We start from the raw sequence: 22,064 nt of genomic DNA, 5'->3' as shown, positions 1-22,064 counted from the left end.
GAAGGATTCCCGTGTCCGACAGCACTGACGCCAAGGTGAGCGAGCTGAACGTGGAGGAGGCTGGCGGCTGCCCGGTCGCGCACGGGCGACTCAGCCACCCCACCGAGGGCGGCAGCAACCGCGACTGGTGGCCCAAGCAGCTCAACCTCCGGATCCTCCGCAAGCACCCCGTCCAGGCGAACCCCATGGGCGGTGACTTCGACTACGGCAAGGAGTTCCTGACCGTCGACCTCGACGAGCTCGCGCGTGACGTCGACGCGGTGCTCACCGAGTCGAAGGACTGGTGGCCTGCCGACTTCGGGCACTACGGCCCGTTCATGATCCGCATGGCGTGGCACAGCGCGGGCACCTACCGCACCCACGACGGTCGCGGTGGGGCCGGCGCGGGCATGCAGCGGTTCGCCCCGCTGAACAGCTGGCCGGACAACGGAAACCTGGACAAGGCCCGCCGTCTGCTGTGGCCGGTCAAGAAGAAGTGGGGCAAGAAGGTCTCCTGGGCCGACCTCATGATCTTCACGGGCAACCGCGCGCTGGAGACCATGGGCTTCAAGACCTTCGGCTTCGCCGGTGGCCGCGCGGACGTGTGGGAGCCGGACGAGGACGTGTACTGGGGCCCGGAGACCGAGTGGCTGGGCGGCGACGCGCGCTACAGCGGTGAGCGCGACCTCGAGTCGCCCCTGGCCGCGGTCCAGATGGGTCTGATCTACGTCAACCCGGAGGGCCCCAACGGCAACCCGGACCCGCTGGCCGCCGCCCGCGACATCCGCGAGACGTTCGGCCGCATGGGCATGAACGACGAGGAGACCGTCGCGCTCATCGCCGGTGGCCACACCTTCGGCAAGGCGCACGGCGCCGGCGACCCGTCGCTGGTCGGCCCCGAGCCCGAGGGCGCGCTGATGGACGCGCAGGGCTTCGGCTGGATCAGCACGCACGGCACCGGCAAGGGCCGTGACGCCATCACCTCCGGCCTGGAGGTGACCTGGACGCAGCAGCCCACCAAGTGGACGAACCTGTTCTTCAAGAACCTCTTCCAGTTCGAGTGGGAGCTCACCAAGTCGCCCGCCGGCGCGCACCAGTGGAAGCCGAAGGACGGCGCGGGCGCCAACACGGTGCCGGACCCCGAGGACGGCACGCTCAACCGCACGCCGATGATGCTGACCACGGACCTCGCGCTGCGCTTCGACCCGATCTACGAGCCGATCTCGCGCAAGTTCGCGGAGGACCACGAGGCGTTCTCCGACGCGTTCGCCCGCGCCTGGTTCAAGCTGACCCACCGCGACATGGGCCCGATCCAGCGCTACCTCGGCCCGCTGGTGCCGCAGGAGGAGCTGATCTGGCAGGACCGCGTGCCGGTCCGCGACTACGAGCTGATCTCCGCCGAGGACGTGGCCGCGCTGAAGGCCAAGATCCTGGAGACCGGTCTCTCGGTGTCGCAGCTGGTCAAGACCGCGTGGGCGTCCGCCTCGACGTTCCGCCAGAGCGACAAGCGCGGTGGCGCGAACGGCGCCCGCATCCGCCTGGAGCCGCAGCGCAACTGGGAGGTCAACGAGCCCGACCAGCTCGCCCAGGTCCTGCGTGTCCTCGAAGGCGTGCAGGAGGAGTTCAACAGCTCCGCGACCGGCGGCAAGAAGGTGTCGCTGGCCGACCTGATCGTCCTCGGCGGCGCCGCGGCGATCGAGCAGGCAGCCAAGGCCTCCGGGCACTCGGTGGAGGTGCCGTTCCTCCCCGGCCGCACCGACGCCACGCAGGAGCAGACCGACGTCGAGTCGTTCGCGGTGCTGGAGCCCAAGGTCGACGGCTTCCGCAACTACGGCACCAAGGCCAACCCGCTGCCGTCGGAGTACCTGCTGATCGACAAGGCCAACCTGCTCGGCCTCTCCGCGCCGGAGATGACCGTGCTCGTCGGTGGTCTGCGGGTGCTGGGCGCGAACTACGGCGGCTCGACCGCCGGCGTGCTCACGCAGAAGCCGGAGACGCTGACCAACGACTTCTTCGTCAACCTGCTCGACATGGAGACGGAGTGGAAGTCGGTCACCGAGGACCAGGAGAACTTCGAGGGCCGCGACCGCGCCACCGGTGCCGTCCGGTGGACCGGCACCCGCAACGACCTGGTGTTCGGCTCGAACTCCGAGCTGCGCGCCGTCGCCGAGGTCTACGCGAGTGACGACGCGTCGGAGAAGTTCGTGCAGGACTTCGTCGCCGCGTGGAACAAGGTCATGAACGCGGACCGCTACGACGTCTGATCCAGCCCCTCCCAGGTACCCCAGGCCACTCCCCCGGCCTGGGGTACCTTCGTTTTCATGGGGATCTCCGGCATCGCCCTGCCTTCGCGGGAGCCGGTCTCGTTCGTGGTGGACGGTGAGTTCCTGCGCACTTCCGATTCGTCCACTTCGGACGATCTGTGGCTGCTGCCCGGACTCGTCGACGTGCATTCCCACCCCGGGATTGAGGCTCCGGGGGATCCGTACGACCACGAGGTGTTCCGCCGGCACATGCTCGCGCACCGGTCCGCCGGGGTGCTGACCGTCCGGTCGCCAGGTTCGGCGGATCCCGTGCTGGATCGGCCTGATGACCCCGATCTGCCGCGCCTGGCCCGCGGCGGCCGGTGGCTCGCGACGCCCGGCCGGTTCTTCGAGGGCTACGGCCGCCGGGTCACCGAGGAGGAGCTGCCCCGAGCCGCAGTCGAGGACTCGGTCTCCGGCTGGTGCAAGGTGATCGGCGACTGGATGCCGGACGACCCGCCGGTGCCGCTGGACGTGCTGACGGCCACGGTGGAAGCGGTGCACGCCGCCGGCGGACGCGTCGCGGTGCACTGCCAGACCGCCGAAGGCTGCCGCAACGCGGTGCTGGCAGGCGCGGACAGCCTCGAACACGGGATGCATCTGGACCACTCACTCCTTCCGCGGATGGCGGCGCAGGGAACGGCGTTCGTGCCGACGCTCACGACGTTCGGCAAGACGGTGCAGAACCTGGACGACTCGAAGAACCCCCGCCACGTGGAGTGGATCCGCAGCGGGTGGGAACACGCGTTTCCCACCGTCCGCGCGGCCTACGAGGCCGGTGTGACCGTGCTGGCGGGGACCGACACCCAGCCGTGCGGCGAGGTGGCCAGGGAGATCTCGTGGCTGATCGAGGCCGGGATGCCGGTGGAGGCCGCGATCGGGGCCGGGTCGTGGACTGCGCGGGAGTGGCTCGGGTTGCCTGGGCTGGTGGACGGCGGGTTCGCGGACGTTGTCGGGTACGACGCGGATCCTGTGGAGGATCCGGACGTGCTGATGCGGCCGAAGCTGATTGTGTTGCGCGGCAAGGTAACCGGCTGACACGCGAGAGCACACGGTTCCCACCGTTGGCGCGGCCTGTGACGCCGGTGTGGCAGTGGTGGCCACGATCGTGGCCGGGTCGCGGGTCGCGCGGAGTGGCTCGGCTCGCCGAGGCCGATGGACGGCGGGTATGACTCGGATCCGGTGGAGGATCCGGACGGGCTGTTGCAGCCGACGCGGATCGTGTTGCGGAGCAACGAAGTTCGCCGAGCCTCTCGGGGCGCTCGTCTGCAGTGCGGCGAGGTGGTCGAGCGGCGCGGCATGCCTGGGTTGAAGGATGGCGGGCTCGTCGGCGGTTGCCGGGCACAGCGACGACGCGGATGCGCTGTCGCCGCCGACACGGATCATGTTGCGCTACAACGAAATCTGCTGAGCCTCTCGGGGCGCTCGCCTGCAGTACGGCGAGGTAGTCGAGCGGCGCAGCCTATCTACGCTGATGGACGGCGACTCGTCGGCGGTTGCCGGTGCACCAGGACCTGGGCGCGCGGATGCGGCCGAGCCTGATTGTGTTGCGCGGCAACGTCATTGGCCGACACGTGGGAGCACCGCCGTGGCTTCCGGATCGCCCTTGGCGCGTTGGCGCAGGCGGGTGACCACGAACAGGAGCACGGCGACGGCCACCGCGGCCAGGACCAGCTTCTGGAAGATGCCCGCGTAGGACTCGACCCGGTGCCAGTTCTCGGCGAGCTGGTAGCCCGCGCCCACGAAGATGGTGTTCCAGATCAGGCTGCCCAGCGTGGTGAGCAGTAAGAAGTGCGGGAAGTTCATGCGTTCCACGCCTGCGGGCAGGGAGATGAAGCTGCGGAACAGCGGCACCATTCGGCCGAGGAACACGGCTTTGGTGCCGTGGCGGGTGAACCAGGCCTCGGTTTTGTCGAAGTCGCTCACGTTCACCAGTGGGATGCGGGCCACGAGGCGGCGGGTGCGGTCGCGGCCCAGGAGCATGCCCGCGAAGTAGACGACGACGGCGCCCGCCACTGAGCCCAGGGTGGTCCAGAACAGGGCCGCGGGCAGGCTGAACACGCCCTTGCTCGCGGAGAAGCCGGCCAGGGGCAGCACCAGCTCGCTCGGGATCGGCGGGAACAGGTTGTCGAGGCCCACCACGACGGCGGCGCCCACGCCTCCCAGCGTGTCCATCAGGGTTACGGCCCACTCAGCCAGCATTGTGGATTCTCCTTGCGGGGACGGGGGTTGGTCGGGGTCAACGCTAGGAAGGGGAGGGAGGGTGGGCCATGAGGTAAGCCGTTGGGAATCGTGGGGGGAACCGCAGGGAGGAACTGTGGAAAACCGCAATGCCGGGTGCTCGGGCGGACAGTACGGTTGGCGGTGTGCATCAGGAGGGGCAGCTCAGCGCGCTGGTGCTCGGGTGGTTCCGGATGCTCTTCGGGTTGTCGCTCGGGGCCGTGACCGGGCTGGTGGGTCTGGTCGCGGCGGCGCTGGGCGTGCGCGTGGTCGGGCTGACCGAGTACGAGCTCGGGCGGATCGCGCGGTTCGACCGGGCGGTGCACACCGACCCGCTCAGCCGGAGCGGGTGCCGGCGGTATCTCGCGGTGCGGTGGCTCGTCGGTGCGACCGGCGCGGGTGTCGTCTGCATGCTGATGTTCTGGTACACCGTCGCGATCTCGATGGTGACGGCGTGGCTGTTCGACGGCACGTGGGGGATGATCAAGGACGGTGAGCACGTCACCGCGGTGCTGCTCGCGGCGGTGGCGGTACCGGGTGCGCTGGTCATCTTCGTGACGACGGCCGGTGTGCCCGGTGTGGCGGCGCTGGACAGATGGCTCGCCACCAGGATGCTCGGCACGAGTCAGCAGACGCTGTTGCGGCAACGGGTCGCGGAGCTGACGAGCACGCGGGCCGAGGTGATCGAGGCGATCGACGACGAGCGCAGGCGCATCGAGCGGGACCTGCACGACGGGGTTCAGCAGCGGCTCGTCGCGCTCGGCATGCTGATCGGCAGGGCTCGGCGGGCCAAGGACGACGAGCAGCTCCAGCAGCTGCTGCGGCAGGCGCACGACACCGCCACCGAGACCATCGACGAGCTGCGGGAGGTCGCGACCCGCGTCTACCCTGCCGTGCTCGACGACTCCGGGCTCGACGCGGCGCTCGAGGTGCTGGCGGAACGGTCCAGCGTGCGCGTCGACATCGACAACCTGCTGAAGACCCCGCCGGGCACCGCGCTGGAGACGGTGATCTACTTCGTCGTGTCCGAGGCCGTCAACAACGCGGCCAAGCACGCCGATCCGTCGGTCGTCGAGGTCTGCGTGTGGCCGGGCGAGAACGACATCACGATCATGGTGTGGGACGACGGAATCGGCGGGGCCGACGAGACCGGCACCGGGTTGTCCGGGCTGGCGCGCCGCGTCAAGGCCGTCGACGGCGACTTCGAGGTGACCAGTCCGCTCGGCGGCCCCACCACGATCTACGCGAGGTTGCCGTGCGGGTGATCCTGGCCGAGGACTCGACGCTGCTGCGCGAGGGCCTGATCCGGTTGCTCGCCGAGGAGGGCCACGAGGTCGTCGCCGCCGTCGGCACCACACCCGAGCTGCTCAAGGCCACCGAGGAGCACAAGCCGGACATCGTGGTCACCGACGTCCGGATGCCGCCGGACCACAAGGACGACGGCATGCGCGCCGCGCTCACGATCCGCGAGCGGTGGCCGGACGTCGCCGTGCTCGTGCTCTCCCAGTACGTCGAGAACCGCTACGCCACCGAACTGATCACCAGCACCGGCGGCAGGGTCGGCTACCTGCTCAAGGACCGCGTGGCCCAGGTCGACGAGTTCCTGGAGGCGCTCGACAGGGTCGCGACGGGCGGCGCGGCGTTCGACCCGGAGGTCGTGCGCAGGCTGCTGACCAGGACCACGCACGTCGACCCGCTCGAAACCCTGACCCCGCGGGAGAAGGGCGTCCTCGAACTGATGGCGCAGGGCCTCACCAACGCGCGCATCTCCGAGCAGCTGCACATCTCGCAGAGCGCCGCGGAGAAGCACATCAACGCGATCTTCGACAAGCTGGGTCTCGCCGGCTCGTCCGGTCTGAGCCGCCGGGTCATGGCCGTGGTCCGCTACCTCGGAAGCTGACCGTGGTGGACCCTGTGACGGAGTTCGAGGCGCTGCTCGCGACGCCCGGCGCGGAGCCGGCGCACGGGATGTTCAACGATGCCGTTGTGGTGCGGGACAGGTGGGTCGCGCGCTTCCCCCGCACCGACCTGGCAGGCGCCCGTCGCCGCGCGCAGGCGCTCGAGCTGATCGCACGGCTCGATCTGCCCTTCGCCGTACCGGAAATCATCGAAAACCGGCTGGATCTGCCGCTGGGCAGGGCGCACGTGATCGTGACGTACCTGCCCGGCGCACCGTCGGACACCGCGAGCGACGAGGCGGTCCTCGAAGTCCTCGACGCGCTCGCCTCGACACAACTCGACGACGAGCTCCTCGCCCTGCTGGACGAACCGCTGCACCACGCGGGAGGCCCCAACACCATCGAGACGATCACCGAACTCGTGTTCCCTCTGCTCACCGCCGACGAACGCGGTCAGGCTTCCGAAGTCCTGCAACGCTTCGCGGACCTGCCGGCCGTGACGGGCTTCGTGCACGGCGACCTGGCCCCGGTGAACCTGCGCTGGCACAACGGGAAGATCAGCGGAATCATCGACTGGGACTTCGCCTGCGCCGGCGACCCCGCGCTCGACGTCGCCGCGTTCGCGAACTACGGCTGGCCACTGGTCCGCCGCGTCCGGCCGGAGCTCTACGAACGGGCGCGCACGCACGCCGCGATGTTCCCGCTGACCGGCGCGGTGGCCGCGCTCCGGCAGGGCGCGGACCCGGCGAAGTTCCTCGCCTGGTTCCGCCGCCGGTGCGCGGTCCGCGAGCACCCTCCGGCCAGCTGAAACCCCAGGGTGTGCGCACGGTCACAGACCGGAAAGGCGTGGTCACGGCCTGAACCGGGCCCGCGATCACGGACTTCACCCTTCCGGAGGACTTGATCACTATGATGGGTGAGTGCCCCTGCGACGTAGACCCTTCGCGCTGCTGGCTGCGCTCGCGCTGCTCGGCGCGGTCACGGCGTGCACCAGCGCCGCGGTCGGCGACCCGGTCGGCACCCAGCTGGGACAGCCGCAGGTTCCGGAGAGCAACGCACCGGTCGCGCCTCGGGACCTCCTCCAGCTCACCGTCGAGAACTCCAGGCAGAGCTCCGGTGTCGTCGTCGCGGGCGTCGAGGACGCGGTCTACAACTACGCACCCGCGGTGATGCTCGACGGCGGCAAGGTCCGCACGTGGTGGTGCAGCCAGATGGGCAGCGCCAAGCCGAACGGCGACGACATCCTCTACAGCGAGGGTCCGACCGCGGACGGCCCGTTCAGCACGGCGCGCGCGGTGCTGTCCGGCAGCGGCGGCAGCTTCGACGCGATGCACACGTGCGACCCGTCGCTGATCAAGGTCGGCGACACCTATTACATGTATTACACCGGGGCGTCGCGCGACAACCACGCGAACGGCAGCTCGGTCGGCGTCGCGACCAGCAAGGACGGCATCAACTGGACGCGCGCCAACGGCGGCCAGGCCATCATCGTGCCGTCCGGTGACGTCATCCGCGCCAACACCTACGGCGCGGGCCAGCAGTCCGCGATCTACCTCGACGGCTGGGTCTACCTGCTCTTCACCGACACCACCGGGTACGCGGCGGCCTCGAACGGCGCGGGCCAGTACGTGCTGCGGTCGAAGGACCCGCTGTTCGGCAAGAGCGTCGAGGCACTGGGTCCGCAGGGCTTCCAGCCGGTGGAGCGCACCAACCAGCCCCGCACCCGGTCGGTGGTCGAGGCGTTCAGCGCCGACTGGATGTGGATCGAGGCGGTGTCGGCGTTCGCGATCGCCCACTCGACCGAACACGGCACGACCGTCACGTTCTGGAACAAGGAGTTCACCCGGCACCCGTTCCAGTCCGTGCTGATCCCCGGCCCGTGGAAGGAAGGCCCCGGCCTGGTGCGCACGCCCGAGGGGCACGCGTCGGCCACCTACGACCCGTGCAACAGGGCCGCGCTGGACGTCCTGCGCGCCACCTCGAGCGACGGGTCGGGGGCCCCGACGAACATCAGCCACTTCGGCATGGACGTCGTCGGCCTCAACGGGTGCCTCACGGCGGACGAGGCCAAGACGCTCAACGGCTTCGCGATGCCCTCCCCTGAACGCACGGCGGACGTCGTGATGAACGGCAAGATCGTGCGGTTCGAACGCGGCTCGGTCGCGGCCAAGTACGCCGTCGGCGTGCTGGCCAAGCGTCCGAAGATCGCCGACTCGATGAAGGTCGCGGTCCGCGTCCCGGCAGGCGCTCCCGCGGTGCGCAGCCTGAGCGACCAGCTGGGCTTCCTGGTCGACAACAAGCTGATCGTCATGAACTCGCTCGACGCGGCCCAGCTCAACTCCTCCGAGGTCACCGTCGTGACCCAGGAGCAGTGGGACCGGTACGAGCGGCTGGTGACCTGACCCCGTACCGTTTCCCCGGTTCGAAAACGGACATGGGGGACCGATGACGGCGACGATCGAACGACAGAGAGCGCTCGCGGACAGCGTCATCCCGCTGCCCGCTGATCCTCCGCACGAACGGGCGTGGCTCGGCTTCACGGCCGCGTTCGTGGCGTCGGTGGCGTTCCTGCTGCTCATCCCGGCCGGCTGGGCCCGGCTCGACCACCTGTGGGCCGAGGACGGCGCCCGGTTCATGGTCGACGCGGTCCGCTCGCCCGCGCTCAGCAACCTCGTCGAGCCGTACGGCGGCTACCTGCACACGTTGCCGCGCCTGGTCGCCGAAGTGGTCGCGTTGCTGCCGATCGAGCAGACCGCCGCCGGGTTCGCGATCGCCGCGGCCATGCTGCGGGCGCTCGTCGCGTTGATCACGTTCGCGGCCTCCGGGGCGTACCTCAGGTCGGCGCCGCTGCGGTTCGCGCTGGCAGCGCTCGTCATCGTGCTGCCGGCGGGCAACTCCGAGACGTTGAACAACATGTCGAACCTGCACTGGTTCCTGCTCTACGGCGCCTTCTGGGCGTTGTTGTGGCGCAACGCCCCGCGCGTGCCGGTCGCGGTGTTCGTGTTCCTCGCCGCCGTGTCCAGCCCGCTGGTGTTCGTGCTGGCCCCCATCGCCGTCGTGCGGCTCTTCCTGGCGCGCAAGGAAGTGCCGATCGCGTTCCTCGCCGGTCTGGTGGTGCAGGCCGTGGCGATGCTGTTCGCGACGAGGACGCCGTACTCGCACGACGAGGTCGACCCGGTGCAGGTGCTGCTGGCGAGCCTGCTGCGGGTGCCGGTGGTGGCGCTGACGGGTTCCGAGCGGGTCAGCCAGTTCTACCCGGCGCACGGCAACCTGGTGATCGTCGTGGCGCTGCTGGTCGCCGCGGTGCCGATGGCGGCCGGTCTGCGGTTCGGCGACCGCGCAGGACGGACGCTGGTGCTGCTCGCGGCCGCGTACAGCGCGATCGTCATCGTCGCGTGCCTGGTGCTCAACTGGACGCACGTCCTGCAGGTGCAGGCGCCCGAGGTCGTGATGGCCGGGCAGCGCTACAGCATCGCGCCGTGCCTGTTCCTGTTCACCGCGATCTTCGTGGGGCTCGACGCGACGCCCGCGAAGGCGTGGGAACGCGCGGTCGTGGCCGGGAGCCGCTACCTGATCGGGATCGCCGTCGTGGTCAGCATCTTCGCCCACCTGCGAGTGCCCAAAACCGTTCTCACCGGCATCCCGTGGGACGAGAGTCTCGCGCGGGCCCGTGCGGAATGTGCCGCCGGTGCGCCGGAGGCCAGGCTGGAGCACGAGCCGAAGGGCTGGTTCTTCGTCGTGCCGTGCCGCTCGGTGGGCCGATAGCGAGCGCCTGTCGAAAACGGCGGCGCTCGTTCGACGCATGTGCATGACGAACACGACGATCCAGACCCGCAACCTCGACCAGTACGGCAACGCCGCCCTGTCGTGGACCCTCGCGCAGGACCTCCTCGTGAACGAGTCCGCGTCGAAGGACGTGCCGTTCTTCCTCAACACCGTGCGGCCGGACGGGCGGCCGCACTCGGTGGGCATCGGTGCCGTGTGGTTCGAGGACGCCCTGTACTTCGTGAGCGGGCCGGGCACCCGCAAGTCCCGCAACCTCGCGGAGAACCCGGCCTGCACGGTGTCGGTGCGGCTGACCGGAATGGACCTCGTGCTGGAGGGCGACGCGCACCGGGTCACCGACGAGTCCACTTTAGACCGGGTCGCCGCGCGGTACCGCGAGTCCGGCTGGCCGGCCCGGCGGGAGGGTCAGGCCTTCACCGCGCCCTACACCGCGCCGAGCGGAGGCCCGCCGCCCTGGTACGTGTACCGGATCTCGCTGCGGGCCGCGCACGCCGTGGCCTCCGTGGCGCCGGGTGGTGCCACGCGCTGGACGTTCAGCTGAGGAACTCCCGGCAGAAGTCGCGGAACGACCGGGGCGGCCTGCCCGTCACGTCCTCGACGGTCGTGGTGACCCGGTCTTCCGCACCGCCCCGGATGTCCTCGTCGAGCTGGGCGAGGACCGCGGCGAACTCCTTCGGCAGGCTCGTCGCAAGCCGTTCGGTCATCTCCTCCGTGCTGACCGAGCGGTGCCGCACCGGGCGTCCGGTGAGCTCGGTGATGATCGCGGCGGCATCGGCGTAGCTCACCGCTTCCGGGCCGGTGATCAGGTGGTCCGTGTTGTGCGGCAACGGATCCAGCAACGCCCGTGCCGCCACGGCCGCGATGTCGGCGGCGTCGACGAACCCGACCCGGCCGGCACCGGTGGCCGTGACGATCTCGCCGGCACGGACACCTGCCGCGACCGGGTGGTCGCCGGTGAAGTTCTGCATGAACCACGACGGCCGCAGCACGGCCCACTCCGGCATCGCCCGCACCAGCGCCGGGAGAGCGCCCATGCCCGTGGCGCTCTCCGGCACGGCGGACGAGCTCAGCAGCACCACCCGCCGCACGTGCCGTGCCCGAACGAGGAACGACTCGACGGCAGGCACAGGATCGACGACACCGACGGGCGGGATGAGGTAGACGCGGTCCACACCTTCGAGAGCACTCCCGTACGTAGCCGGGACGTCCCAGTCGAACCGGACGTGGTCGTCCCGCACCGGCTTCCTCGTGCCGATGCGGGCGTCCGGCAACAAGGACGCGAGCAGGCTGCCGGTCGTGCCCGTACCGCCGATGACCAGCACGCTCATGCCGCGAGCTCCTGCACGTAGAGCGGGTTCCAGTAGTCGCGGTACGAGACGATCTCACCGTCGCGCGTCGTGATCACGGCGATGTACGAGAACCGGTACGGCTTGCCCGTGGCCACCACGACTCCCTCGGCGTCGAACTCGGCCACGACGACGTCCTGATCGACGCTGCGGTGCACGACCTGCTTCGGGAAGCCCCGGATGTCGAGCAGCTTCGGGTAGTCGCGCAGGTAGTCCTCGATCGCCGCCCTGCCTTCCAGCCGGGACGGGTAGCCCGGCGGGGCGAACGGGAACTCCAGCACGCCATCGACGGCCCACAGGCCCGCGAACCCGGCCATGTCCTTGTCCAGCAGCAGTTGCAACGCCCTCGGGATGAGGTCCACGAGTGATCCTCCAAACGAAATGGACGGGACGGTACCGTCCCGTCCACAACGTTAGGCGGGACGGGACCGTCTCGTCCAGTCCTATGATGTGCGCCATGACCAAGCGCACCCCGACCGGCGCCGCCGTCCTGCAGCCGCAGGTGACCAGGGCGATCACCGAGGCCGTGCTCGACGAGCTGGCCGAACACGGTTACGGCCGGCTGTCGATGGAAGCCGTCGCCAAACGCGCGGAGGTCGGCAAGAGCGCGCTGTACCGGCGGTGGCCGTCCAAACAGGACATGGTGGTCGCGGCGCTGTCGGAGTTCTCCGTGCCACTGGCGGAAGTTCCGGACACCGGCTCACTCAGGGGCGACCTGCTGGCGACGGTGACCGCCGTGCACGACTGGCTCACCCACCCGCGGTTCGCGACGATCCTGCCGGACCTCACCGCGGAGGCCGTCCGCAATCCCGCGCTGGCCGAGGCGATCGCGGCGACCATCGGCGAACCGCGCCGCGCGCTCGGTGCCGTCACGCTGCGGCGCGCGGTCGACCGGGGCGAGCTGCCGGCGGACTTCGACGTCGAGATCGCGCTCGACCTGGTCGCCGCGCCGGTCTACTGGCGGCTGGCGGTGCGGCGGGCGGACGTGGAGCCCGACTACCTCGAACGGCTCGTCGACCACCTCATGCGCGCGCTTCAGTGCTGATAGCTGGGGTAGTCGATGTACCCGGCCTCGGTCTGGAACCACGTCTCGCGGTCGGTGCTCACCAGCGGCAGGCCGAGCCGGAACCGTTCGACGAGATCGGGGTTGCCGAGGTACGCGCGGCCGTAGCTGATCAGGTCGGCGCCGCCCGCGAGCCAGCGCTCGCCCTGGTCGCGCGTGCTCTCGTGCGGGCCGATCTGGCCGCCGGGGTTGAGGATGAACGCGGTCGGCCAGGCCTTGCGCAGATCCATCAGCACCTCGTCGTCCGCCGTGGCCAGCACGTGGATGTATGCCATGTCCGGCAACGCTTTCAGCAGCGCGTCGTAGAGCTGGGGCATGTCCGACTCGACGATGTCCTGGACCTCGCCGCCGGGTGAGAGCCGGATGCCGACGCGGTCCGCGCCGATGGCGTCCACCGCCGCCTCGGCCGCCTCGACGGCGAACCGGATGCGCCCGGCGATCGAGCCGCCGTAGGCGTCATCCCGCTGGTTCGCGTTGGAGGACAGGAACTGCTGGATCAGGTACCCGTTCGCGCCGTGCAGCTCAACCCCGTCGAACCCGGCCTCGACCGCGCGCCGGGCCGCGTCGCCGAACGCCTGCACCTGGTCCTGCACTTCGGGGACGCTCAACGCCCGAGGCACCGGCGCGGGCACGATGCCGCTCGGCGTGAACACCTCGCTGTTGGCCGCGATCGCCGACGGCCCAACGGGATGATGCCCGGCGACCTCGGGATGACCGATCCGGCCGCCGTGCATGAGCTGGGCGAAGATCCGGCCTCCGTTGGCGTGCACGGCATCCGTGACCACCCGCCAGGCCTCGACCTGGTCGTCGGTGTGAATGCCCGGCATGAACGGACCGGCCTGGCCGACCGCGTTGGGGTGCACGCCTTCGGTGACGATGAGGCCGGCGGTGGCACGTTGGGCGTAGTAGGTGGCCGTTGACGCAACCGGTTTGCCGTCCACGGCTCGTGCGCGGGTCATGGGCGCCATGACGAGACGGTTCGGCAGGGTCAGGTTTCCGAGTCGATAGCTGGTGAGAAGCATGAGAGCTACGCTAGAAACCTGACGTTGACGTCAGAGGTAGGTTTTGTGGCGGAGGTCTCATGCGCATCGGCGAGCTGTCCACGAAGACGGGCGTGAGCGTGCGCGCGTTGCGCTACTACGAGGAGCAGGGTCTCCTCGCCGCCGAACGCAGCGAGAGCGGGCAACGGCACTACGGCGACAAGGCCGTCGACCGGGTGCGGCTGATCCAGCAGCTCTACGCCGCCGGCATCTCCAGCGCGTCGATCCGGGAGATGCTGCCGTGCGTGGTCACCGGGGTGGCGTCCCCGCAGGTGCTGGCCAAGCTGCGGGGACACCGGTCGTCGGTCGTCAAGCAGATCGAGGACCTCCAGGACACGCTCCGGCAGCTCGACTCGGTGCTGGCAGGTGCCGTCAAGTCGCACGAGTCCGGAGTGCCCTGCGCACCGGACTAGTGGCGTGGCTCGCAACGTTGCCGGGGGAATTCGCGGTCAGACGGGCGCATCGCGGCGCCGCCCCCGCTTCCTCATCCTGGTTGGCTGTGGGAGTGGGGGCGGTGCCGTGAGGCGTCCTGCTGAGCGTGAATTACCTCGCCAACGTTGCGTGACACGCCACTAGATGGTGGCGGTGTCGATCACGAACCGGTAGCGCACGTCACTCGACTGCACCCGGTCGTACGCCACGTTGATCTGGTCGGCGGTGATCAGCTCGATCTCCGCGCCCAGGCCGTGCTCGGCGCAGAAGTCCAGCATCTCCTGGGTCTCCGCGATGCCGCCGATCATGGACCCGGCGATCGTCTTGCGACCGGCGAGCAGCCCGAACAGGTTGATCGAGACCGGTTCTTCCGGCGCACCGACGTTGACCAGCGCGCCCTCCGTCTTGAGCAGCCCGAGGTAGGCGCTGAAGTCCAGCGGCGCGGACACCGTCGAGACGATCACGTCGAACTTCCCGGCCAGCTCGGTGAACGTCGCCGGGTCGTTGGTGGCGCGGTAGTCGTGGGCGCCGAGCTTGAGGCCGTCGTCCTTCTTGCGCAACGACTGCGACAGCACGGTCACCTCGGCGCCGAGCGCGCGGGCGATCTTGACGCCCATGTGGCCGAGTCCGCCGAGGCCGACGATCGCGACCTTCTTGCCGGGGCCGACGTTCCAGTGCCTGAGCGGCGAGTACAGCGTGATGCCCGCGCACAGCAGCGGCGCCGCCACGTCCAGCGGGAGCGAGTCCGGGATCCGCACGACGTAGTTCTCGTCGACGACGATCTGCTTCGAGTAGCCGCCGTAGGTGACCTGGCCGTTCTTGTCGACGGCGTTGTAGGTCATGGTGTTGCCGTTCGCGCAGTACTGCTCCAGCCCGCGCAGGCAGAAGTCGCACTCGCGGCACGAGTCGACCATGCAGCCGACGCCGACCCGGTCGCCGACCGCGTACTTCGTCACCTCGGAACCGACCTCGGCGACCACGCCGGCGATCTCGTGGCCGGGCACCATCGGGAAGATCCCCTCGAACCAGCCCTCGTTGACCTGGTGGATGTCCGAGTGGCAGATGCCCGCGTACTTGATGTCGATCAGAACGTCGTGCGCGCCGACCGCGCGACGCTCGATGGTGGTGTGCTCCAGCGGTGCCTTGGGTGCGGGAGCGGCGTAGGCAGCGACGGTGCTCATCAGGTTTCTCCTCGTTCTGTCGTGTCGCTTGACGACACTGCTGGAGTTCGAGGGCGCTACCCAGACACCTGGTTTTCGTACGACTGGCGTGCCTACCACTGGCAGTAGCAGGCACGACGCGGCACGTGCGGGAATACTCGGCACCATGACCGTCGATCCGCGCACCGAGCTGAGCGAGTTCCTGCGCAGCCGTCGAGCGCGGCTGTCCCCCGACGACGTCGGCCTGCCCCAGTACGGCCGCACCCGGCGTGTTCCCGGCCTGCGCCGCGAGGAACTGGCGCAGCTCGCGGGCGTCTCGGTCGCGTACTACACGCGTCTGGAACAGGGCAACGGGCGCAACGTCTCCGCCGAGGTGCTGGACTCGATCGCCCGCGCGTTGCGGCTCAACGACGCCGAACGCGCGCACCTGCGCAACCTGACGTCGAGCAAGCCGGGCAAGAAGAAGACCGCGCGAACCCAGGTCCGCCCGGCGCTCAAGCACCTGATCGACGGCGTCGGCGTGCCCGCGTACATCGGCGGGCGGCGCTCGGACATCCACGCGTGGAACCCGATGGCCGCCGCGTTGTTCGGCGACTGGGGCGAGCTGCCGCCGAAGGAGCGCAACTGGGCCAGGCTGATCTTCCTGCGACCGTCCTACCAGGACCTCTTCGTCAACTGGCAGAGCAAGGCCGAGGACGTCGTCGGGTTCCTGCGGATGGACGCGGGCTGCTACCCCGACGACCCCGAGCTGGCCGCGCTGATCGGCGAGCTCTCGGTGAAGAGCGAGCTGTTCCGGCAGCTGTGGGCCAAGCACGACGTCAAGGAGAAGAGCTTCGGCACCAAGGTGCTGAAGCACCCGCTCGTCGGCGAGATGACGCTGTCGTACGAGACGCTGAAGATGCCGAGCGACCCCGACCTGTTCCTGAGCACCTACCACGCCGAACCCGGCACCGCGTCCGCCGAGGCGTTGCAGCTGCTCGCGAACTGGGGCACGGACGCGACCAGGGCCGGCACCTCTGTTAATACTCAGGCATGAGGACACCGCGTCTGGAGATCGAGTACTGCACCCAGTGCCGGTGGCTGCTGCGGGCCGGCTGGACGGCGCAGGAGCTGCTGACCACGTTCACGACGGAGCTGGGTGAGGTCGCGCTGATCCCCGGCACCGGCGGCGTGTTCGACGTGCGGCTGGACGGCGAGACCGTGTGGTCGCGCAAGGAGCAGGACGGCTTCCCCGACCTCGCCGTGCTCAAGCAGCTGGTCCGCGACCGGGTGGCGCCGGAGAGGTCGCTGGGGCACACCGATCGCAAGCACTCGTAGCTCACGCGTTCATCGCGCCCATCGCCAGCACCGCCTGCCGCCGGGTGAAGAGCCTGGACGCGGTCGCCATCAGCCGGTTCATCCTGCCGACCGCGATGCTCGGCGGCGGATTGCGCCGGTCCAGCGTCCGCAACGCCGTCTCCACCACCAGTTCCGGCGTGTGCAGCCGCGCACCCGCTGCGGCCTGCGGGCCTGCGACGTCGAAGAACTCCGTGCTGGTCGCACCCGGTGAGAGGGCGAGCACCCGCAGGCCGCTGCGGCGGTACTCCTGCCACAGCGCCTCGGTGAAGTTCAGCACGAACGCCTTCGCGGCACCGTAGACGGCCATCCGCGGCACCGGGACGTACGCGGCCATGCTCGCCACGTTGATCAGCACGCCGCGTCCGGACTCGACGAGCTCGTCGATGAACGTCCTGGTCAGATCCACCACGGCGGTGATGTCGAGTGCGATCTCGCTGCGCAGCCGTTCGGCGTCCTCTTCGGCGAACGGGCCGTGCGTGCCGAACCCGGCGTTGTTGATCAGTCCGGAGAGCGTGATCCCGCGCGCTCGAAGCTCTGCGGCAAGACCTGCCACAGCGCCCTGTTCGGTGAGGTCGCACGGCAGCACCGTCACCTCGACGTTCTTCAGCTCGGCGGCGAGCGCTTCGAGCCGTTCCGTCCGGCGGGCGACGAGCACCAGGTCAGCGCCCCTGCGGGCGAGCTCACGAGCGAACTGGGCGCCGATTCCCGCGCTGGCTCCGGTGATCAGCACCCGCGCGCCCCGGTAGTCGATTGTCACTGAATTCCTCCTTGGCATCGAGTGCCAAGTTAGCATCAGATGCCATCCGGGCGCCAAGAGTCGAGGTGGCACTAGGCTGGCCGACGTGTCAGATCGTCTGTGGGACCGCACCCGCCGCCGGGTCCAGGAAGAGGTCGTGGACGCCGCGCTGGCGTTGTTCCTGGAGCACGGCTTCGATGAGACGACGGTCGACCAGGTGGTGGCCGCGGCCGGGATCTCGCGGCGTTCCTTCTTCCGCTACTTCGGCACGAAGGAGGACATCGTCTTCGGTGATCTCGCCGAACTGGGCCCGGTGATCCTCGAAGCGCTGCGCGAACGCCCCGACGACGAACCGATCTGGGACGCGCTGGAGCAGGCGTTCGGCGTGCTGGCCACGCAGGTCAACCCGGAACGCGGCGCGATGATCGGCAGGCTGGTCGCCACCAGCCCCGCGTTGCGCGCCGCCCATCTGGAAAAACACCTGCGCTGGCAGGAGGTTCTGGCACCGGAGGTCGAGCGCAGGGTGTCGACAGGGGACGCCCCGCGAGGCCTCGTCGGCGAAGCGATCGTGGCCACGGCGCTGGCGTGCCTCGACGCGGCGTCCACGGCCTGGCTGCGCGAGGGCGGCGAAGGTGGCCTCGACGAACTGCGGCGGCTCACCCGGCTCGCGCTCGCCGCTGTCCGAAAAGGCTGATCAGGCGCCACGTCAGCTCGTATCGTGTGGGCCGTGCATCCGAACCAGGGCTGGCCGCAGCAACCACCGGGATATGGACCGCCACCTGGCTGGGGTCCGCCGCCGAGGCCGAGCACCGCGCCCGCGTTCCTCGCGGGTGGACTGTGGCTGCTCGTCTCCGTGCTGTGCTTCGTGCTGGCGGGGCTAAACACCGCGGACGGCGTCCGGCAGACCCCGGAAGCCGCGGTCGCGTTGCTCGGGCTGGCGTTCCCCCGCTCCGTGATCGGCAACGGCGACCCGGCGATCGTGGCCACCTACGTCGCGGGCGGCGTGGTGCTGCTGTTCACCGCGTTGGTCCTCGCCCGGCTCGGGTTCGCGCGCTGGATCCTCGCAGGACTGGGCTTCCTGGTGGTCGCCTACTACGTCTACGCCGTCATCAGGCTGACGATCAACCACGGCGGCACGCTCATCATCGTGCCGGGCATCGCGTTGATGCTGTGGCTGACCGCGTCGATGGTCTCGGTGCTGCCGCCGGTGGGGCGGGCGATGCGGTGAGCACCGCCCGGCCCGAATGCGGGGTTCAGCGCACGACGTCGTAGACGAGCTTCTGGATGCCGTTCGAGTACGACTCGCTCTCGACCAGCTTCAGCATCTGCTTGTCCTTGTCGGTCTCGCTGAACATCCGCTTGCCCGCGCCGAGCAGCAGCGGGAACACCAGCAGGTGGTAGCGGTCGATCAGGCCCGCGTCGGACAGGTTGCGGTTGAGCGTGGCGCTGCCGTGGATGGAGATCGGGCCGCCGTCGGTCTCCTTGAGCGCCGCCACGTCGTCGAGCGAGCGGAGGATCGTGATGTCGCCCCAGTTGTCGACGAGCTGGTCCTCCTTGAGCGTGCTGGAGACGACGTACTTCGGCATCGCGTTGTACTGCGGGAAGTAGTCGAGCGTCGGCCACACCGGGGAGAACGCCTCGTAGCTGACGCGGCCCATCATCATCGCTGCGGCTTCCTCCTGCTCGCGGCCCTTGATCTCGTAGGCGGCCTCGTCGAACTCGATGTCCTTGAAGGTCCAGCCGGAGCTGCGGTGACCGGGCTCGCCGCCGGGGGCTTCGACGACGCCGTCGAGCGAGATGAACGCGGTGGCGATCAGGGTGCGCATCGGGGTTCTCCTTGACTGTTCGGACGTGCTGTCATCAGTGCGTCGAACGGGAGATGGCGGGAATCGACATCTCGCGCCGGGAAATCTTCCGCCATGCGTCACGGCGGCGCTGGACACCCCACCGAGTCCAGCGCCGCCGGTCGCGGAGAGTGTCACGATCACCGCCCCCGGCTACATGCGGGCGGTTCCCTCAATTAGTGGCCCGGCGTACCTGATGAGGTCCGCCCTGGACGTCTGACCAGTGCGGACGCGCAGGCTGGCGACGTGCCGTTCGACGGTCCTTGGCGAGAGGAACAGCTTTTCGGCGATCTCGGCGTTGCCGAACCGTTCCACGACGAGCCGCAGCACCTCGTACTCCCGCACCGTCACACCGGTTCTGCGCAGTTCGGCCGGGACGGTGCCGTGATCGCGCCGGCGTCGTCGCTGGGGTGCGCCCGCCTCGCGCAGCACCGCCCGGCACGCGGCGGCGACGGCGGGCACGTCGTGCTGGTGGAAGTGCTCTTCCGCTTCCCGCAACCACTCCAGCGGCTCGCCCCAGCCCTCCGCCAGCGCCCTCGGCCCGGCGAGCCGCAGCCCGAGGTGACGCGGCAGGCCGAGTCCGCTGCTGAGGTCGAGCGCTTCCCGCGCGGCCTCGGTCGCCTCGCTGGTCCTGCCGTCACGGCCGAGCAGGATCGCCCGGCTCCAGGCGAAGTACGTGCGGTGCAGGTGAACCTGCGCGAGGTGGGACGCGGCCAGCAGTTCGTACTCCGGCCAGCCCGCGAGCCCGTGCGCGACCCTGACCAGCAGCCGTGATCCCTGGTAGAAGGTGCCGCGCAGGATGCGGGGTTCGGTGACGGTCTTCTCGATCTCGTCGAACTCGGCCAGCGCGCGGTCGTGCTGCTCCTCCATCAACGCGCAGATCGCCGAGCTGTACGACCAGATCTCCTCGGACCCGCCGTGGTCGCGCAACCGGGCCAGCGCCTGGTCGGTGGCCTTGCGGTTGCCGTGCAGGGACGCGATGCCCGCCTCGATGGCGACCGCCAGTGACTTCAACGCGTGCAGCCCGAGCTTCTCTGCGGCTTCACCCGCACTGGCACCGTGTTTCGCGGCCTCGTCGTACTGACCGCGCACGAGATAGGTGGCGCCGAGGTGCAGGTCGGCGGCGATGAGGATCACGATGGCCCCGGCGTCCAGTGCCGCGTTCCGCGCTGCCAGCAGGGTGTCGACGCCGATGGTCAGGTACTTGTCGGTGATGCCCAGTTCCAGCAACGCCCGCAGCCGCCACGCCGCGAGCCCGTGCTCTTCTGCGACCCGCAGCCAGCGTTGGATGTGCTGCCGCGCCTCGGCGAGATCGTGCCCTCGCGTGCACCGGGTGAGCACTTCGAGGGCTTCGCAGACGATCTCGGGGCTTCCCGTGGCGGCGGCGCGTTCGGCGAGCGCGCGGGCCTGCGGCAGGAGGTCGAGCTGGTTGAGTCCGAGCAGGAGCGTCGCCTTGACGACGGCCGCACAGGGCTCCTCGGCCGCCGTGATCAGGTCGAGCCCGCGTTCCCACTGACCCGCGACGGCCGCCACCCGTGCCTGCGCCAGCCGGACAGCGGCCTGTCGCTCGGGCCTGTGGTGCGCGGTGAGGGACTGCTGAAGCCGTTCTCCCAACGCGAAAGCCCGCGCGCCGTTGTCCGCGGGCACGACCACCGCGGCCAACGGCAGCACGGCGGCGAGCGCGTCGAGGAGATCTGCGGCGAGGTCCGGGTCGTCGGTCATCGCCTGGCCGCGTTCGAGCAGCTCGACGGCGGTGCCGAACCGGCCGAGCGCGGCGGCGTGCCGTCCGGCGCGCACCAGGCACCCCACGGCCCGCTCGATGTCACCGCCTGCTTCCCACAGCTCGGCGATGAGCTCCAGTTCGTTGGGCCGCAACGCTTCCGTGGCTCGTGCCGCTCTTCTGGCGAGCGCGGCGCGGGCCGTCGGGGTCATCCGGCCGCGGATGGCGTCGGCCGTCAGCGCATGGCGGAACCTGTGGCCGTGCACGAGTTGCGCGCGTTCGGCTTCCTGCAACAGCTTTGTCGCGTTGCCGACATCGGCGACGGCGGCCACGACGTCGAGCGGGAACGTGCGGCCGAAGATCGCGGCGGCGTCGAGCAGCGCGCGGCAGGCGGGATCGAGCGCGTCGACCCGTTGCACCGTGGCCGCGGCGACCGTGGGCGGCACACCGGCTCGCAGATCGGCGTTGAGCAGCTCCTCGACGACGAACGGCACCCCGTCGGCGATCCTGGTGAGCGTGGCCAGGACGTCCGCGGGCGCGGGTGTGCCGAGGCAGTGGCGGGCGAGCTCTGCGACGTCGGCGTCGGCCAACCCGTTGAGCCGCACCACATCCGCGACCCGGCGCGCCGCGGCCTCGTCAGCGAGTCGTTGCGCGGCATCGGGATGCGGTCGCAGGGTCGCCAGCAGCAGGACCGGTTCGCCGGCGAGGTTGTCGAGCAGGTAGTCGACCACGGCCAGCGTCTCGCCGTCCGCGTCGTGCAGATCTTCCAGCAGCACAACGGTTTTCCCTGCCGTGACGAGCCGGAGAACGGCCTCGGCCCTGACCACGGCCGGATCCGGCACACCGGCGGGCGCGTCCGGCGTCATCCGCAGCAGCACGGGCAGATAGGCGCCGAGCTGCTCCTCGTCCGGCACGGTCCGCCGGAATGCCGACAGCACCGCCTCGCACAGCGCCCGCAGCGGTACCGCCCGGCTCGCCCGCCCCCTGAGCACGCGGAAGCCGCGCTGCGAGGCGTGCCCGGCGATCTCCGACGCGAGCCGCGACTTGCCGATTCCCGGCTCCCCCACCAGGAACATCGCGCCGCCGCGACGGTGTTCGGCCCGTGTGACCGCGGCCCGCAGTGCCGCTGCCTCCTCGCTCCTGCCCACGAGCACGGGGGACGTGTACCGCATGGCCCGAGACCCTAGTGGTCAGGAATC

22 protein-coding genes are annotated in these 22,064 nt (G+C 69.9%); 14 read left to right on the top strand and 8 right to left on the bottom strand.

Annotated elements, in window-relative coordinates; all coding sequences use genetic code 11:
• Positions 1-11 precede the first annotated feature (11 nt).
• A complete protein-coding gene (katG, locus tag IEZ09_RS23165; protein ID WP_189255833.1) occupies positions 12-2,243 on the top strand; it encodes a catalase/peroxidase HPI in 2,232 nt (743 codons plus the stop codon).
• A gap of 57 nt (positions 2,244-2,300) precedes the next feature.
• Positions 2,301-3,320 (top strand): amidohydrolase family protein, encoded by a 1,020-nt coding sequence (locus IEZ09_RS23160; protein WP_189255832.1) that lies wholly within the window; start codon positions 2,301-2,303, stop codon positions 3,318-3,320.
• 522 nt (positions 3,321-3,842) lie between these two features.
• Here the strand turns inward: IEZ09_RS23160 and IEZ09_RS23155 are convergent.
• Positions 3,843-4,484, bottom strand: coding sequence for a DedA family protein (locus IEZ09_RS23155; protein WP_189255831.1), 642 nt, complete (start codon positions 4,482-4,484; stop codon positions 3,843-3,845).
• A gap of 164 nt (positions 4,485-4,648) precedes the next feature.
• Here IEZ09_RS23155 and IEZ09_RS23150 point away from each other — a divergent pair, with 164 nt between their 5' ends.
• The 6 genes from IEZ09_RS23150 (at position 4,649) to IEZ09_RS23125 (ending at position 10,727) form a co-directional block, all read left to right on the top strand.
• Positions 4,649-5,767, top strand: a complete 1,119-nt coding sequence (locus IEZ09_RS23150) for a sensor histidine kinase (RefSeq protein ID WP_229812862.1) — start codon at positions 4,649-4,651, stop codon at positions 5,765-5,767.
• Positions 5,758-6,402, top strand: coding sequence for a response regulator transcription factor (locus IEZ09_RS23145; protein WP_189255829.1), 645 nt, complete (start codon positions 5,758-5,760; stop codon positions 6,400-6,402). The genes IEZ09_RS23150 and IEZ09_RS23145 overlap by 10 nt, the downstream gene beginning before the upstream one ends.
• Positions 6,403-6,416: 14 nt before the next feature.
• Positions 6,417-7,208 (top strand): phosphotransferase, encoded by a 792-nt coding sequence (locus IEZ09_RS23140; protein ID WP_189255828.1) that lies wholly within the window; start codon positions 6,417-6,419, stop codon positions 7,206-7,208.
• 112 nt (positions 7,209-7,320) lie between these two features.
• Positions 7,321-8,802 (top strand): glycoside hydrolase family protein, encoded by a 1,482-nt coding sequence (locus IEZ09_RS23135; protein ID WP_189255827.1) that lies wholly within the window; start codon positions 7,321-7,323, stop codon positions 8,800-8,802.
• A gap of 43 nt (positions 8,803-8,845) precedes the next feature.
• Positions 8,846-10,165 (top strand): hypothetical protein, encoded by a 1,320-nt coding sequence (locus tag IEZ09_RS23130; RefSeq protein WP_189255826.1) that lies wholly within the window; start codon positions 8,846-8,848, stop codon positions 10,163-10,165.
• Positions 10,166-10,208: 43 nt separating this feature from the next.
• A complete protein-coding gene (locus IEZ09_RS23125) occupies positions 10,209-10,727 on the top strand; it encodes a pyridoxamine 5'-phosphate oxidase family protein (RefSeq protein WP_189255825.1) in 519 nt (172 codons plus the stop codon).
• Here the strand turns inward: IEZ09_RS23125 and IEZ09_RS23120 are convergent.
• On the bottom strand, positions 10,720-11,514 hold the full coding sequence (locus IEZ09_RS23120; protein ID WP_189255824.1) for a Rossmann-fold NAD(P)-binding domain-containing protein: 795 nt from the start codon (positions 11,512-11,514) through the stop codon (positions 10,720-10,722). The genes IEZ09_RS23125 and IEZ09_RS23120 overlap by 8 nt on opposite strands.
• Positions 11,511-11,894, bottom strand: coding sequence for a nuclear transport factor 2 family protein (locus IEZ09_RS23115; RefSeq protein ID WP_268247644.1), 384 nt, complete (start codon positions 11,892-11,894; stop codon positions 11,511-11,513). Before IEZ09_RS23115 ends, IEZ09_RS23120 begins: the two co-directional genes overlap by 4 nt.
• Positions 11,895-11,989: 95 nt before the next feature.
• On the opposite strand from IEZ09_RS23115, the gene IEZ09_RS23110 reads away from it, so the two are divergent.
• On the top strand, positions 11,990-12,577 hold the full coding sequence (locus IEZ09_RS23110) for a TetR/AcrR family transcriptional regulator (protein WP_229812861.1): 588 nt from the start codon (positions 11,990-11,992) through the stop codon (positions 12,575-12,577).
• On the opposite strand, the gene IEZ09_RS23105 is transcribed toward IEZ09_RS23110, so the two are convergent.
• Positions 12,568-13,617: an alkene reductase gene (locus tag IEZ09_RS23105; RefSeq protein WP_189255822.1), complete on the bottom strand. Its 1,050-nt coding sequence runs from the start codon at positions 13,615-13,617 to the stop codon at positions 12,568-12,570. The genes IEZ09_RS23110 and IEZ09_RS23105 overlap by 10 nt on opposite strands.
• 59 nt (positions 13,618-13,676) lie before the next feature.
• On the opposite strand from IEZ09_RS23105, the gene IEZ09_RS23100 reads away from it, so the two are divergent.
• On the top strand, positions 13,677-14,048 hold the full coding sequence (locus tag IEZ09_RS23100; protein WP_189255821.1) for a MerR family transcriptional regulator: 372 nt from the start codon (positions 13,677-13,679) through the stop codon (positions 14,046-14,048).
• A gap of 159 nt (positions 14,049-14,207) precedes the next feature.
• On the opposite strand, the gene IEZ09_RS23095 is transcribed toward IEZ09_RS23100, so the two are convergent.
• Positions 14,208-15,248 carry an NAD(P)-dependent alcohol dehydrogenase gene (locus IEZ09_RS23095; protein WP_189255820.1) on the bottom strand — a complete coding sequence of 347 codons (1,041 nt, stop codon included), beginning with the start codon at positions 15,246-15,248 and terminating at the stop codon, positions 14,208-14,210.
• Positions 15,249-15,393: 145 nt separating this feature from the next.
• Here IEZ09_RS23095 and IEZ09_RS23090 point away from each other — a divergent pair, with 145 nt between their 5' ends.
• A complete protein-coding gene (locus IEZ09_RS23090) occupies positions 15,394-16,263 on the top strand; it encodes a helix-turn-helix transcriptional regulator (protein ID WP_189255819.1) in 870 nt (289 codons plus the stop codon).
• Complete coding sequence (locus IEZ09_RS23085; protein ID WP_112265552.1) at positions 16,260-16,544, top strand: Rdx family protein; 285 nt, start codon at positions 16,260-16,262, stop codon at positions 16,542-16,544. The genes IEZ09_RS23090 and IEZ09_RS23085 overlap by 4 nt, the downstream gene beginning before the upstream one ends.
• Position 16,545: 1 nt before the next feature.
• Here the strand turns inward: IEZ09_RS23085 and IEZ09_RS23080 are convergent, their stop codons facing one another.
• A complete protein-coding gene (locus IEZ09_RS23080; protein WP_229812860.1) occupies positions 16,546-17,322 on the bottom strand; it encodes an SDR family NAD(P)-dependent oxidoreductase in 777 nt (258 codons plus the stop codon).
• A gap of 85 nt (positions 17,323-17,407) precedes the next feature.
• Here IEZ09_RS23080 and IEZ09_RS23075 point away from each other — a divergent pair, with 85 nt between their 5' ends.
• Positions 17,408-17,995, top strand: a complete 588-nt coding sequence (locus tag IEZ09_RS23075; RefSeq protein ID WP_189255817.1) for a TetR family transcriptional regulator — start codon at positions 17,408-17,410, stop codon at positions 17,993-17,995.
• A gap of 33 nt (positions 17,996-18,028) precedes the next feature.
• Complete coding sequence (locus IEZ09_RS23070) at positions 18,029-18,529, top strand: hypothetical protein (protein WP_189255816.1); 501 nt, start codon at positions 18,029-18,031, stop codon at positions 18,527-18,529.
• A gap of 25 nt (positions 18,530-18,554) precedes the next feature.
• On the opposite strand, the gene IEZ09_RS23065 is transcribed toward IEZ09_RS23070, so the two are convergent.
• Together IEZ09_RS23065 and IEZ09_RS23060 are read right to left on the bottom strand one after the other, a co-directional pair.
• Positions 18,555-19,127, bottom strand: coding sequence for a dihydrofolate reductase family protein (locus IEZ09_RS23065; protein WP_189255815.1), 573 nt, complete (start codon positions 19,125-19,127; stop codon positions 18,555-18,557).
• Between the two features lie 171 nt (positions 19,128-19,298).
• Complete coding sequence (locus IEZ09_RS23060; protein ID WP_189255814.1) at positions 19,299-22,037, bottom strand: helix-turn-helix transcriptional regulator; 2,739 nt, start codon at positions 22,035-22,037, stop codon at positions 19,299-19,301.
• Positions 22,038-22,064: the final 27 nt, after the last annotated feature.

The sequence above is a fragment of the Lentzea flava genome (assembly GCF_014648475.1).
Lineage (GTDB): Bacteria > Actinomycetota > Actinomycetes > Mycobacteriales > Pseudonocardiaceae > Lentzea > Lentzea flava.
The sequence above is the reverse complement of the archived record's forward strand: the minus strand, read 5'-3'. Positions and strand labels throughout refer to the sequence as shown.

Excerpts from the sequence above, each read along its gene's own strand:
- IEZ09_RS23160 (WP_189255832.1), top strand. The coding sequence starts at position 2,301 with ATGGGGATCTCCGGCATCGCCCTGCCTTCGCGGGAGCCGGTCTCGTTC.
- IEZ09_RS23155 (WP_189255831.1), bottom strand. The coding sequence starts at position 4,484 with ATGCTGGCTGAGTGGGCCGTAACCCTGATGGACACGCTGGGAGGCGTG.
- IEZ09_RS23130 (WP_189255826.1), top strand. The coding sequence starts at position 8,846 with ATGACGGCGACGATCGAACGACAGAGAGCGCTCGCGGACAGCGTCATC.
- IEZ09_RS23125 (WP_189255825.1), top strand. The coding sequence starts at position 10,209 with ATGACGAACACGACGATCCAGACCCGCAACCTCGACCAGTACGGCAAC.
- IEZ09_RS23120 (WP_189255824.1), bottom strand. The coding sequence starts at position 11,514 with ATGAGCGTGCTGGTCATCGGCGGTACGGGCACGACCGGCAGCCTGCTC.
- IEZ09_RS23110 (WP_229812861.1), top strand. The coding sequence starts at position 11,990 with ATGACCAAGCGCACCCCGACCGGCGCCGCCGTCCTGCAGCCGCAGGTG.
- IEZ09_RS23105 (WP_189255822.1), bottom strand. The coding sequence starts at position 13,617 with ATGCTTCTCACCAGCTATCGACTCGGAAACCTGACCCTGCCGAACCGT.
- IEZ09_RS23100 (WP_189255821.1), top strand. The coding sequence starts at position 13,677 with ATGCGCATCGGCGAGCTGTCCACGAAGACGGGCGTGAGCGTGCGCGCG.
- IEZ09_RS23095 (WP_189255820.1), bottom strand. The coding sequence starts at position 15,248 with ATGAGCACCGTCGCTGCCTACGCCGCTCCCGCACCCAAGGCACCGCTG.
- IEZ09_RS23090 (WP_189255819.1), top strand. The coding sequence starts at position 15,394 with ATGACCGTCGATCCGCGCACCGAGCTGAGCGAGTTCCTGCGCAGCCGT.
- IEZ09_RS23085 (WP_112265552.1), top strand. The coding sequence starts at position 16,260 with ATGAGGACACCGCGTCTGGAGATCGAGTACTGCACCCAGTGCCGGTGG.
- IEZ09_RS23065 (WP_189255815.1), bottom strand. The coding sequence starts at position 19,127 with ATGCGCACCCTGATCGCCACCGCGTTCATCTCGCTCGACGGCGTCGTC.
- IEZ09_RS23060 (WP_189255814.1), bottom strand. The coding sequence starts at position 22,037 with ATGCGGTACACGTCCCCCGTGCTCGTGGGCAGGAGCGAGGAGGCAGCG.